A 12,900-nucleotide genomic window follows, 5' to 3' on the forward strand; every position below is an offset into this window, starting at 1 on the left:
TTCACACTTCCACCTCTATCTCAATTCAATTATATTTAGTATTATACTACATCTTTTCTAATCTGTATATTTGAAATTTTATATCTGTATTATTTTTCCAAAATATGCTATTATATAAGGGTAACAAATCTAATAAGGAGGTTTTTAATTATACCTGATATTTAGGTATAATCATGAAAAATGTCAAATAATATTACAAATGATAAAATTGATATATTAAGCTTAAATCTTGAAAAATTGCAGGAAGTTTTTGTCATTACAGGCTTGAAAAAATTTAATGCAACACAGGTTTTTGACTGGCTTCACAACAAACTTGTTTTTGATTTTGACGGATTTACTAATATTTCAAAAAATGACAGGGAAATATTGAAAAAACGATTTTATCTGCCTAAACTTGAATATCGGACTCATCAGATTTCTGATGATAAAAATACAGAAAAATTTCTTTTTGAATTAAGGGATAAAAGGCTTATAGAAAGTGTTCTTATTTCCCATAAAAATAGGCATACACTTTGTGTTTCTTCACAGATAGGATGTCTTCTTGGATGTGATTTCTGTGCCACTGCAACTATGAACTACGAAAGAAATCTCGATATTTCAGAAATTCTTTTACAGTTCTACTATGTGCAAAGTTATTTGTCTAAAAGAGGAGAAAAACTTGGAAATGTTGTATTTATGGGGATGGGAGAACCTTTTCTAAATTATGACAATGTTATTGGAGCAATTAACATACTAAATTCTGAAAAAGGCCAAAATTTTTCCAAGAGAAACTTTACTATTTCCACAAGTGGAATAGTACCAGGAATTAAAAGATTTACAAATGATGAACCTCAAATTAATCTGGCGATTTCCCTCCATTCTGTAAGAGATGATGTCAGAACGGAAATTATGCCTATAAATAAAAAATGGAATATAAAAGAACTCAAGGATACTCTTCTGGAATATCAGAAAAAATCAAAAAATAGGATTACATTTGAGTATATTCTTATTGATGATATGAACTGTGAAACAAAAGATGCCTTTGAACTAATAAATTTCTTACGTTCTTTTTCCTGCCTTGTAAATCTTATTCCTTACAATCCCGTAGCAGGAAAAATTTATAAGACTCCACCAAAAAAGAAACAGAAGGAATTTTATAATTTGCTTAAGGAAAAAAATATTAATGTTACACTGCGTGAAACAAAAGGTCAGGATATTGCAGCGGCTTGCGGGCAGTTAAAAGCAAAAAAGGAGATGAGCAGTATAAATGAAAAACAATAAAGACACTAATATACAGGAGAAAAAAGTTCTTGTAAAAAAAAGAAGAAAGAGAAGAAGTATTCTTTCCTTTTTCATTAAACTTTTTGTATTTTTCATAATAGTCGGTGCAGGAGTTGTTTCATATATGATTTATAGTATCAAGAAGGAAACTCCTACGGAACTGATTGAAAGTTACAGTCCTATTTCACCTTCGGTTATATACGATATAAATGGAAATCAGCTGGATACAATAATTGTTGAAAATCGTTCTCCTATTAGTATAAACGATATTCCAAGACATGTTCAGGATGCTTTTCTGGCAATAGAAGACAGAAAATTTAGAACACACCATGGATTTGACTTTGTACGTACAGGAAGAGCAATGTTCCTTACACTTACAGGACGTCGTCGTGAAGGTGGAAGTACTCTTACCCAGCAGCTTGCTAAAAATGCCTTTCTGACTCCTGAACGTACATGGATAAGAAAAGCAAAGGAAGCTATTCTGGCGATTGAAATTGAAAGAAAATATACAAAAGATGAGATATTGGAAAATTATTTAAATACAATCTATTTTGGACAGGGAGCATATGGAATTAAAAATGCTTCCATAAGATACTTTAACAGGGAGCCTAAAGACCTTACAATAGCACAGGCCGCTGTACTGGCAAGTTTACCAAAGTCTCCTACAAAGTATTCAAAAATAGAAAATGCTGTTGAAAGGGAGCAACTTGTCCTTCTACAAATGAGAAATTTTGGATTTATTACAGAACAGCAGTATGAAGAAGCTAAAGCTGAAAAAATTCAGTTTGTAAATGGGAATATTAAAAATAAAAATGAAGAGGAACAAATTTCAACTTCAAATATTGCTCCTGAATTTACTACAATTGTATTAAGTGAAGTAAAAAAGATTCTTAAGGTTGCAGATGATGATCAGAAGTTTATATTTGACGGATATAAAATATATGCCACAGTTGATTTAAACATGCAGAATGCCGCTTATAAAGCCTTCAACAGTAATTACAACATGAGAAGACGTGAAAAATTAAATGGTGCTTTATTTTCAATTGATCCAAGTAACGGTTTCGTAAAAGCCATGGTTGGAGGAAAAAATTATAAAAAAGGTGAATTTAACAGGGCTTTAAGTGCAATGAGACAGCCCGGTTCATCATTTAAACCATTAATTTATCTTGCCGCCCTTCAGAAAAATATGAATATGAGCAATGTAATGGAAGATTCACCACTTACTACTCCAGGATGGTCTCCAAAAAACTATGACGGAAAATTTAGGGATAGTATGACTCTTGCTAAAGCATTAGAAATTTCAAACAACGTAATTCCTGTAAAACTTCTTCAATTTGTAGGTATTGATGCAGTTGAAAAAATATGGCGTGATTCAGGAGTTGTAGGTGGAAATTTCCCTAAAGATTTAACACTTGCACTAGGTTCCATAACAACAAAACCAATTGACATGGCTTTATTTTATGCAGCCCTTGCAAATGGTGGTTTCCAGGTAACTCCTCAATATATATACAAAATTGAAAATAAATTTGGTGAAATTATTTATGAGGCAAAACCTCAGAAGAAGAAAATATTTGAACCTGAAGATGTAGCAATACTTACATATATGCTTCAAAATGCAGTTAATTACGGTACAGGACAAAGTGCAAAAGTATTTAAAAATGGAAAACTTATTCCAATGGCTGGAAAAACAGGAACTACCAGTGATTATGTTTCTGCATGGTTTACAGGTTATACTCCTACCCTTGCTACAGTAGTTTATGTAGGAAATGATGATAATAAATCCATGGGTGGAGGAATGACTGGGGGAGCCGCAGCAGGTCCTATATGGAAAAACTACATGCAGTCAGTAGTAAATATTGAAAACTACAATGTCGGTTTCTTTGAGTTTATTGATGATTATATTAAAAGAAAAGACTTAACTTTAAGAGAAATTGATTTAAAAATAGGTCTTCTGGATACAGACGGTGTAGATAGGAGAACTGCTTTATTTAAAGCTGGAACTGAACCTATTGAATATGAAGGTAAATTTAAAGGCGGAATAACATATTAATTGATTGAGGGAGCTATCTCAAAAAAATAGCTCCTTCTTTTTTTATATCTAAGTAATAAAAAAATTATATTTATATTATTTACAATTTCACAATATAAATATGTTATCTATAAGCGAAATTATAATAAATAAATATAATTTTTATTTTCTATTTACATTTTTTGGATTAATTTCTTACTCTCTCAATGCTAATGGCATAGTGAAATACACAGACTTATCATCAGCTTCATCTTTTACCACTACTGAACTCTTTGAATTCAGTAATTTCAGTTCTGTCACTTTACCACCAATAATTGAAATATAATCTACCAGGAATTTAACATTTAATGAAATTTTTAAATTTTCACCTTCCTGTATTGTTGAAAGTTCTTCTTTTATCTTGGCATTTTCACTTATACCTGTAAGTATAAGTTTATTATTTTCAAAACTGAAAATACCACCATTTTTTGAATCCTTATTATCTCTAACGAATATTAATGTTCTTTTCAATACTGACAGAAAATCTTTTGTATTTAAAAGAATTTTCTTATCATGCTGGGCACTTTTCAATATTGATTTGTAATCTGGAAACTGTAATTCTATTACTCTTGTTAAAATTTCTACATTTGAAAATTTAAAAAATACTCTTGTTCCGTCAGATTTAAAGCTTATAGTTTCTTCATCTATAAGTTTCATTATTTTTATTAATCCGTCGATTGTTTTTAAAGGAATACTTACACTTAATCCTTCCTTATTCTTCTGATTTTCTTCCAGTTCCTCTTCAATGTAAGTAAGTCTGTAAGTATCAGAAGAAACAAGCTTAAGCTTATTATCTTCTATTTCAAGTCTTATACAGTTTACCGCAAGATTTTCTGCATCTGTTGAAGCTGAAATTTTTACATTTTCTATATTTGCGAGAAGTTTACTTTTTTCAAAAGTATATTCTACTCCCATTTCAAATCTTGAAGGTGTAGGATAATTTTCCGCATCATAAAGGGAAAATTCAGTATTTGTACTGTCTGTTCTTATTATAAGCTTTCCTTGTTCTTCAATTAATTCTATTTTCTCATCAGTTATCTGTTTTAAAAATTCTTCAATCAGCTTATGTTTTATTACTATTTTCCCCTCGGAATTTATCTCACCTGAGATTTCAGTATTAATTGATAATTCAAGATCTGTTCCCTTCAATATTATACAATTTTCTTTGGCCTCTATATAAATACCTGAAAGTACTTCCCTTATTTTATTTTCTGTTACTGAATTTTCAACTATCTGAATAGCTTTTAAAATTTCTTTTCTATCAACTTTAACATTAAGCATGCATAATCTCCTCCCTTTTAGTTTTATTTCGTTACAGTATTTCTTTATACTCTTTAAAATGATTTTTCAATTTTATAATTGCCTTTTTCTCTATTTGTCTTACTCTTTCCCTTGTAATGTTTAAAATAGAACCTATTTCTTTTAGAGTGTGTATTTTATTATTATAAAGACCATATCTCAGTTCGAGTATCTCCTTTTCCCTTTCTGTAAGGGTATTGTCAAGCAGATCTCTCATTTCTGATAACTGATCTTCCTTAATAATTTTTTCTTCAACATCATCATTTTTCCCAATGATATCTTCCAGATAAATATTATCTCCTATTGTTTCATTTAGGGATATTACATCCTGAAATTCATTTAAAAGAAGGATTACCTTACTTTCCTTCAATTCCACTTCCTTTGCAATGTATGAAGTTGACGGGGATTCCCCATGTAGTGCTACATAATCTGTAATTACTTTATTTACTTTGGCAAGCTGTTCGTATTTATAGGAAGGTATTCTTATATCTCTTCCTGTATTAATTATCGCTTTCTTTATAGACTGTTTAATCCACCATACTGCGTATGTGCTAAATCTATGTCCCTTAGTGTAGTCAAATTTATTTATTGCCTTTATTAATCCTATATTTCCCTCACTAATCAGGTCAATTAGCGGAAGACCGTTACCAAGTGACTTTTTTGCAGTACTTATAACCAGCCTTAAATTTGATAAAATTAATAACTGTCTCGCCTGCTCATCATTTTCTTCTCTAATTTTCTTTAAAAGTTCATATTCCTCTTCTTTTGACAGCAAATGAAATTTCTGAATATCACTCAAATAGAGAGAAATCAAATTTAAATTATTCTCTTCCATATATCAGCTCCGTTGTTATTATCTTGTTAGTTTAATATACTTATTCTTATGCTAATCATCACAATATTTCATCGCAGTAATTTTAAACAAATTCTGATTTGAGGTTTCTACTCATGAATAATGAAACTAATTCATTTACAGGTTTTCCTTTATAAATCACTTCATATAAAGCAGAAAAAATAGGTGCATTTATATTCTGTTCCTTTATAATTGCATATAGAGCCTTTATAGTTTCTGCACCTTCAGAAACCATATTCATATTTGCAGTTATATCTTCTATTTTTTCACCTTTTCCAAGTTTTTCTCCTACATATCTGTTTCTACTGTGGTTACTTGTACATGTTACGATTATATCACCAAGACCCGAAAGTCCCATAAAAGTTTTTGGATTTACATCATAATACTTACTTATTTCAAATATTTCGTTTATTCCTCTAGTAATCAAAGCAGCCTTAGAGTTATCTCCAAAACCTAATCCGTCAGATATTCCTGCAGCAATTGCCAGACAGTTTTTTAACGCTCCGCCCAGTTCTGCTCCAGTAAGATCTGTTCCGGTATAAACTCTGAAATATTGGTTACTGAATATTTTCTGAACCTGTATTGCCGAATTTTCATCCCTAGACACTGCCAAAATTGCTGACGGAAGTTTCATCGCCACTTCTTCAGCATGAGTCGGTCCGGCAAGCAGGACATAACTGTATTCTTTATCTCCGAGTTCTTCTGCCACTACTTCAGAAATTCTTTTCTTACTTGAAATTTCAATTCCTTTCGCGACATTAACTAATATTATATTATATATCAGACAATTTTTCAACCTTTTTAAAACTGCCCGTAAAAATTGTGTAGGTGTAGCTAATAAAATAACATCAATTCTGCCATATTTTTCTTCATCAGAAAGAACTTCACAATAATTATCTACTATTTTCAGCTCATCTGGTAGTTTAAATTCAAATGAAAAAATAGGATTTTTTCTTTCTGTTTTCATTATTTCCCTATTTTTTTCGTTATGTTCCCACAGATAGACATTACTGCCATTTTCCACCAGCAATTTAGCCAGACAACTTCCCCAGCTTCCTCCACCTATTACTAACACATTTTTCATTAAATACACCTGCCCTTATTTTTTATTTATTGTAAATTTTGATTCTGTACCGTTTAATAAACGTTGAATATTACTTTTATGTTTAACAATTATCAGTACTGCAATTATTCCTCCAAAAATAGTGTAAGGAATATCTCCATACAGGAAGAAAATAAATATTGGCAATGATGTTGCGGCTATTATCGAAGAAATCGAAACATATCTTGTCAGTGCAAATATTACAAAAAATACCACCGCTGCAAGTAACAGAGCTTTCGGTACCAGAACAGTAAATACTCCAACCGTTGTTGCAACTGCTTTTCCTCCCTTAAATTTCATGAAAACTGAAAAACTGTGGCCTATAATTGCAAATATTCCAATCATTATAGAATCTAAATTTGATATTCCTGTCATATTTCCGAGTAAATCTGCCTTCATAAAAAACGACAATGCAACCAGAATTGCTCCTTTGGAAATATCAAGTATCAATGTAAGTATTCCCAGTTTTGCTCCAAGAACTCTTGCGGCATTCGTAGAACCTGTATTTTTACTACCGTGTTCCCTTACATCTATTCCCTTGAAAACTTTTCCTATCCAAAGAGCATTAGGAATACTCCCTAGAATATAAGCAAATGCCATCAATACAATTGTATTCATAAACTTATACCATCCATTCTTTTATTTATCTAATTTTTTTAATTTTTCTTCTTCTTTTCTTTTTAATTTTCTTAGTTCTCTATACAGAAAAAGTAGTAATACTATTGCAAACAGCAAATCTGTAAATGGCTGTGCATACCATACTCCATCCAATTTCCATATTCTTGAAAAGATTACCATAACAAGAAGAAATATTACAACTTGACGTAATAAGTTCAATATTACTGCATATCTTGGTCTTCCTGTAGACTGATAGTAGTTTGGTATTATTATTCCCAATGATGCAGGAATTACCAATGAAAAATAAATTCTCAAGGCTTTTATACCTTCGTAAAGACCTTCCACCGTACTTTTTTCATTGAAAAATAGTATAAGTTCCCTAGGTATTAGCATCACTACAATCCAAAATATGGCAGCTGAAAAAAGTCCCATAGCAACTGCTATAAGAAGAGCTTTTCTTACCCTCCTGTAATTTTCCGCTCCATAATTAAATCCAATTATAGGCTGTATTGCCTGTGCCACCGAATAGACAGTCATTGTCATTATCGGCAGGTAGGAATTTATAATTGTCATTACAGCTACTCCATAAGTTCCTCCATTTGTTTCAACTATTTTATTTGTTACAAGTCCCACAAGTGAACTTGCCATCTGTAAAAGAAACGGAGACATACCGATTGACAATATATCCTTTACCACTGGACACGACAATTTCATATTTCTTAATTTAAGCTTCAAAGAACTTGTCTCCTCCAGCTTATATCCAAAAAGATTAATTTTAATTGGAAATTTTCCTGCTATTATAAAATACATTACAAAAATTGCAGAAAGGATATTTCCTATTAAAGTGGCATAAGCTGTACCTTCTATACCCGTATGCAGAATCACTACTGCAACATAATCAAGTATAATGTTAGTTATTGCACCGACCATCATTGAAAACATTGCAACTCTTGGAGTTCCTGCAGCATTTAAAACATTTGTAAGACCATAAGAGAAAAATAATGGGAGTATTGCATACATTATTATCTCAAGGTAGGTTTTTGCATAAGGCAATGTTTCTGCATTTGCTCCTGAATAAAGAAGAATAGTGTCAAGATTTATCATCATCAGTATATAAAGAACTATACCAAGTATTGCAAATATTGTTATTGTGTTTCCCAATATTTTTTCAGCTTCTTCACCCTTTTTCTGACCAAGCCTTATAGATACCACTGCTCCTGATCCTACTCCTACAAGCATTGCAAATGCTATAAAAATCATGACTATATAAAAGGCTACTCCTGCTCCTGCAAGAGCTTTTTCACTTATTTTTCCAACAAAAAATCTGTCTACAATATTATAGAGCACTACTACAACCGAACCAATAAATGTCGGTATAAAATATTTTATGCAAAGCTTAAAAATCGAATCATCATTTAATTCATTATGCTTTTTATCCATATCTATTCCTCTAATTTTCATTTATTATCTTTATTAAATATTCTGCTACTTTTGGAAGCACTCCGCTATTTCCAAGTTTTTCCCTTTCCTTTTCCAGTATTGCAACTGTTTTTTCCTTATTTTCTTCCATTTTTTTACATTCTGAAAGCAACCTGGCCACAGTAAAATCCTCCTGCAGCAGTTCTGAAAACACTTCTTCCTTTGCATTTAAATTAGTCAATGAAATATATTTTATTTTCAATATTTTTCTTGCAATAAAGGCATTTATAAAAGATGTTTTATAAACTACTATTACAGGCAATCCTGTCAGCGAAACTTCAAATGTCACTGTACCTGAAGTTGCTATTGCATATTTACATCTATCGCGTAATTCAGAAATTGAATCAAAACTTATTTCTAAATTTTCAATTTTAGACAGATCAGTATCCTCAATATATTTCAAATGTGACTTATCAGCAAATTTTACTATAAACTTTTCATTTTTCATTTCTTCTGATTTTACCAGTTTTATAATTTCAGGAAAAAACTTTGTAATTTCCTGTTTTCTGCTTCCTGGTAACAGAAGTATATCATTTCCTAGCTTATTTGAAAATACATATTTATCAACTAGAGGATTTCCAAAATACTTTACATCCATTCCAGTTTCTTTCTGTTTGCTGTCAAAATATTCCTTTTCAAAAGGAAAAATAACAATCACATCATCAAATTTCATAAGCTTCTTTATACGCTTTTTCCCCCATGCCCATACTTTTGGCGGTATATAGTATATTGTCCTTACATCTGGAAGATTTTTCTTTATAAGTTCAAAAAATCTCAGGTTAAATCCTCCAAAGTCCACAAAAATAACAGTTTTAATATCATTTTCCCTAATATAATCCAGATATTCTTCTGCTTTCTGTTTAAAATATTTATATTTTTTCAGAGCTTCCACAAATCCCATAATGTCATTATCCTTTATGTGATTTATTTTTATTGCACCTGCATTTATTGAATTATCTCCAACTACTCCACAAAATTCAAGATTTGGATCCTGTTTTCTCATTTCTTCAATAATATATGATAAATGAAGGTCTCCAGACATTTCTCCGCATGAAACAAATATTTTCTTTTTATTTTTCATTTATATTCCTTTATTTTCTCACAATTTTATTAATCGTTTATTTTTATTCCCTTTATGAATATTTTGTTTTTGTTTGCAAATTCTATAACTTCCTTCTGATCTATGAAAAGCATTTTTTCAGCTTCGGCAATTATACCTCTTCCATTAATTTCCACTACTTTTTTTACAGTTTCTAGTCCAATAGTCGGAATATCTATCCTGTAGTCCTGCTTTCTTCTGGCTGTTTTTACAACGATACAGTTTTTCCCTGCAAGTTCCCCTCCACGTAAAATAGCCTTGTCAGTTCCTTCTATTCCTTCAAGTGCAACAACTGATTCATCTTTTACGACAACAGTCTGTCCTGCATCAATATCTGTAAGCATTCTTGCAGCCTCTATTCCTATTTCAATCGTTTTTTCCTCATTTTTTGACGGACTGTTTTTTGTGTAGTTTTCATTTTTCACCATATATTCATCAAACAGATAGTTCTGAGGTAAAACTGTTATTCCTTCACCTTCAATATAATCAATTATTGCTTTTAATATATTCTTATCTTTTTTATTTCTGGCTGAGAACAGTATTTTTGTAGCAGTAAAATCAAATTTTAAGTTGGAAAAAATAAGATCCTTTTCAACTTTTCCAAGCATAACAAGACGGGAAATGTTATTTTTCTTAAAATAAGAAATTATCTTTCCCGGTTGTGCTATACTATATTTTGCCGAATTAACATGTTTTTTGACAGATTCTTCAACACTGTCAAATAAATAGACGGAAACAGGTTCTATACCCTGCCGAATACATTGTTCTATAAACATTTCAGGTAATTTACCGTTTCCTGCTATAAGTCCAATTCTATCCATTTATCTCGTTATACCTCTTTTACTTTTTCTTATAAATTCTACAACCTTCATTGCTTCATCAAAATGGCTATAATCTCTTTCAAGTATTTGTAATGCTTCTTCCAGCTTCAATTTTTTCTTAAAAATTATTTTATATACTTCCCTTAAAGTTTTTATCTGTTCTTCAGAAAAACCTCTTCTTTGAAGACCAACAATATTTATATATACTGCCCTTGCCTTATTTCCTTCAGAAAGCATGTACGGAACAACATCCTGAGTTACTGCGGAACATCCTCCTATCATTGCGTGTCTTCCCACTCTTGTAAACTGGTGAACTGCAGTAAGTCCTCCAACAACAGCATAATCTTCAACTTCAACATGGCCTGCAAAAGTCGCCGCATTTGCAAGAACGCAGTTGTCACCAATAATACAGTCATGTGCTATATGGACATATGCCATTATTAGACAGTTGTTACCAATTCTAGTTTCGTATTTGTCATCAGTTCCCCTATGAATTGTAACAAATTCTCTTATTTTATTGTTATTTCCTATTACTGTCCTTGTTTTTTCACCTTTAAATTTTAAATCCTGAGGGACTTTTCCTATAGATGCAAAAGAAAATATATAGTTATTTTCTCCTATTATTGTTTCCCCTTCTATTACTACGTGAGATTCCACAGTAGTTCCATTTCCTATTACAACTTCCGGTCCTATTATTGAATAAGGTCCTACTGTTATATTTTCCCCGAGTTTAGCTTCTTCAGCTATTATTGCAGTTGGGTGAATGTTATTCCTACTCATTGTCATACCTCTTTATATTTTTTATTGTATTAATTATAATTCCTGTATCGCAAATTTCAAATCTGCTTCACATGCAACCGCACCATCAACGGTACATTTCCCTTTTGCAACTATAACATTTCTCTTTACTTTTATTTTTTCAACTTCTATTCTAAGCTGATCCCCTGGAACAACACCTCTTCTAAATTTACAATTATCTATCGACATAAATAAAGGTATTTTTCCTGGTTCTAACATCAATAATCCTACCGCCTGGGCCATAGCTTCTACTTGTAAAACTCCTGGCATAACAGGTTTTCCTGGAAAATGTCCGTTAAAAAATTCTTCATTCATAGTTACATTTTTTATTGCGACTAAAGAGTCTGTTCCATTTTTTTCTATTACTCTATCCACTAATAAAAAAGGGTATCTGTGTGGTAATATTTTCATTATATCTTCTATTGTCATAACTGGTTCCATACTTATTTTTCCTCCTAAAATTTTATATATAAATCGTTATTATCGTATTATAAACTTTATCCCCTATAAAAGTCAATAACCTATTTGTTATCTTTTATTACAACTTTTTTACTTAATAACGTTTTATTTCCCAACTTTCCATAGTTTTTATCATTATTCATAAACAACTAGTGTTATTATAAAAAACAAATTTGAAATAAAATTATTTTAAATATTTTTCAGCAATAAGTGCTGTAAGTTTTGCATTTACAAAATGACCTGCCTTTATGGCTATTACATGTGCCTTTAACGGTCTTCCCAAAACATAAAGATCTCCTATTATATCAAGTATTTTATGTCTTACAAATTCATCCGGATATCTAAGCCCTTCAGGATTTAAAGGACCGTCTTTTCCAACAACTATTGCATTTTCAAGGCTTCCACCAAGAGCCAGATTGTTTTTTTTCAGAAAATCTATTTCATAATCAAATGCAAATGTTCTGCATCTTGAAATTTTTTCAATATATTCTTCAGGAGTTACATTTATTTCAAAATACTGTGATTTTAAGAAACTGTGATTAAAATCTATTGTATATGATATTTTAAATCCGTCATAAGGCAGAGCCAAAACATGCTTCCCATCTTTTTCCTGAGTAAATATTATTGGTTCTGTTATTACCACAGGTTCTATTTCACTTTCCAATTCTTTTATTCCGGCTTCTTTAAGCTTTTCCATAAATTGTATCGAGCTTCCGTCAAGTATTGGAAGTTCATTTCCATTTATTTCTACTAAAATATCAGTAATTCCTGAAACTGAAAGCGAAGACATAAAATGCTCTATTGTGTGTACTTTCACATCTGCTTCATTTTTTATATTTGTTCCTCTTTCCAGATCAAATAAATTTCTATAATCAACTTTTATAATATTGTCTTTATCTGTAATGTCTACTCTTTTAAAAATTATCCCTCTTCCTGCTTCACTGTCATCTCCATTAGGCTTTAAAGTAAGCTTTATATTTTCTCCTTTATGAAGACCTATTCCGGATAGGGAAACTTCTTTTTCTATTGTTCTTCGCTTCATAG

General features: G+C 31.0%; 12 protein-coding genes. 2 read left to right on the top strand and 10 right to left on the bottom strand.

The window, feature by feature from the left end:
* Window positions 1-180: 180 nt before the first annotated feature.
* Both rlmN and HMPREF1984_RS09340 read left to right on the top strand, forming a co-directional pair.
* On the top strand, window positions 181-1,260 hold the full coding sequence (rlmN, locus tag HMPREF1984_RS09335; RefSeq protein ID WP_021767737.1) for a 23S rRNA (adenine(2503)-C(2))-methyltransferase RlmN: 1,080 nt from the start codon (window positions 181-183) through the stop codon (window positions 1,258-1,260).
* The gene (locus HMPREF1984_RS09340; RefSeq protein WP_021767738.1) at window positions 1,247-3,310 is read left to right on the top strand and encodes a transglycosylase domain-containing protein; all 2,064 of its coding nucleotides are present in this window, start codon (window positions 1,247-1,249) and stop codon (window positions 3,308-3,310) included. The genes rlmN and HMPREF1984_RS09340 overlap by 14 nt, the downstream gene beginning before the upstream one ends.
* A gap of 174 nt (window positions 3,311-3,484) precedes the next feature.
* Here HMPREF1984_RS09340 and dnaN read toward each other — a convergent pair whose 3' ends face one another.
* From dnaN to lpxC, 10 genes are all read right to left on the bottom strand, one after another.
* Window positions 3,485-4,609, bottom strand: a complete 1,125-nt coding sequence (gene dnaN / locus HMPREF1984_RS09345) for a DNA polymerase III subunit beta (RefSeq protein WP_021767739.1) — start codon at window positions 4,607-4,609, stop codon at window positions 3,485-3,487.
* Between the two features lie 31 nt (window positions 4,610-4,640).
* The gene (locus HMPREF1984_RS09350) at window positions 4,641-5,462 is read right to left on the bottom strand and encodes an RNA polymerase sigma factor RpoD/SigA (RefSeq protein ID WP_021767740.1); all 822 of its coding nucleotides are present in this window, start codon (window positions 5,460-5,462) and stop codon (window positions 4,641-4,643) included.
* An 82-nt stretch (window positions 5,463-5,544) separates the two neighbouring features.
* Entirely contained in the window at window positions 5,545-6,564 is a 1,020-nt protein-coding gene (locus tag HMPREF1984_RS09355) for an NAD(P)H-dependent glycerol-3-phosphate dehydrogenase (protein WP_021767741.1), read from the bottom strand.
* A gap of 15 nt (window positions 6,565-6,579) precedes the next feature.
* Window positions 6,580-7,200, bottom strand: a complete 621-nt coding sequence (gene plsY / locus HMPREF1984_RS09360; protein ID WP_021767742.1) for a glycerol-3-phosphate 1-O-acyltransferase PlsY — start codon at window positions 7,198-7,200, stop codon at window positions 6,580-6,582.
* Between the two features lie 21 nt (window positions 7,201-7,221).
* The gene (locus HMPREF1984_RS09365) at window positions 7,222-8,640 is read right to left on the bottom strand and encodes an MATE family efflux transporter (RefSeq protein WP_036100534.1); all 1,419 of its coding nucleotides are present in this window, start codon (window positions 8,638-8,640) and stop codon (window positions 7,222-7,224) included.
* Between the two features lie 10 nt (window positions 8,641-8,650).
* Complete coding sequence (lpxB, locus tag HMPREF1984_RS09370; protein ID WP_021767744.1) at window positions 8,651-9,760, bottom strand: lipid-A-disaccharide synthase; 1,110 nt, start codon at window positions 9,758-9,760, stop codon at window positions 8,651-8,653.
* Between the two features lie 29 nt (window positions 9,761-9,789).
* Window positions 9,790-10,599 (bottom strand): LpxI family protein, encoded by an 810-nt coding sequence (locus HMPREF1984_RS09375; protein ID WP_021767745.1) that lies wholly within the window; start codon window positions 10,597-10,599, stop codon window positions 9,790-9,792.
* On the bottom strand, window positions 10,600-11,379 hold the full coding sequence (lpxA, locus tag HMPREF1984_RS09380) for an acyl-ACP--UDP-N-acetylglucosamine O-acyltransferase (RefSeq protein WP_036100491.1): 780 nt from the start codon (window positions 11,377-11,379) through the stop codon (window positions 10,600-10,602). It abuts the gene before it with no gap.
* Between the two features lie 33 nt (window positions 11,380-11,412).
* Window positions 11,413-11,838, bottom strand: a complete 426-nt coding sequence (fabZ, locus tag HMPREF1984_RS09385) for a 3-hydroxyacyl-ACP dehydratase FabZ (protein WP_021767747.1) — start codon at window positions 11,836-11,838, stop codon at window positions 11,413-11,415.
* Window positions 11,839-12,040: 202 nt separating this feature from the next.
* A complete protein-coding gene (gene lpxC / locus HMPREF1984_RS09390; RefSeq protein WP_021767748.1) occupies window positions 12,041-12,898 on the bottom strand; it encodes a UDP-3-O-acyl-N-acetylglucosamine deacetylase in 858 nt (285 codons plus the stop codon).
* Window positions 12,899-12,900: the final 2 nt, after the last annotated feature.

The organism is Leptotrichia sp. oral taxon 215 str. W9775 (assembly GCF_000469505.1).
GTDB lineage: Bacteria > Fusobacteriota > Fusobacteriia > Fusobacteriales > Leptotrichiaceae > Leptotrichia_A.

Coding starts and splice junctions, on each gene's coding strand:
- rlmN (WP_021767737.1), top strand. CDS start 181: ATGTCAAATAATATTACAAATGATAAAATTGATATATTAAGCTTAAAT.
- HMPREF1984_RS09340 (WP_021767738.1), top strand. CDS start 1,247: ATGAAAAACAATAAAGACACTAATATACAGGAGAAAAAAGTTCTTGTA.
- dnaN (WP_021767739.1), bottom strand. CDS start 4,609: ATGCTTAATGTTAAAGTTGATAGAAAAGAAATTTTAAAAGCTATTCAG.
- HMPREF1984_RS09350 (WP_021767740.1), bottom strand. CDS start 5,462: ATGGAAGAGAATAATTTAAATTTGATTTCTCTCTATTTGAGTGATATT.
- HMPREF1984_RS09355 (WP_021767741.1), bottom strand. CDS start 6,564: ATGAAAAATGTGTTAGTAATAGGTGGAGGAAGCTGGGGAAGTTGTCTG.
- plsY (WP_021767742.1), bottom strand. CDS start 7,200: ATGAATACAATTGTATTGATGGCATTTGCTTATATTCTAGGGAGTATT.
- HMPREF1984_RS09365 (WP_036100534.1), bottom strand. CDS start 8,640: ATGGATAAAAAGCATAATGAATTAAATGATGATTCGATTTTTAAGCTT.
- lpxB (WP_021767744.1), bottom strand. CDS start 9,760: ATGAAAAATAAAAAGAAAATATTTGTTTCATGCGGAGAAATGTCTGGA.
- HMPREF1984_RS09375 (WP_021767745.1), bottom strand. CDS start 10,599: ATGGATAGAATTGGACTTATAGCAGGAAACGGTAAATTACCTGAAATG.
- lpxA (WP_036100491.1), bottom strand. CDS start 11,379: ATGAGTAGGAATAACATTCACCCAACTGCAATAATAGCTGAAGAAGCT.
- fabZ (WP_021767747.1), bottom strand. CDS start 11,838: ATGGAACCAGTTATGACAATAGAAGATATAATGAAAATATTACCACAC.
- lpxC (WP_021767748.1), bottom strand. CDS start 12,898: ATGAAGCGAAGAACAATAGAAAAAGAAGTTTCCCTATCCGGAATAGGT.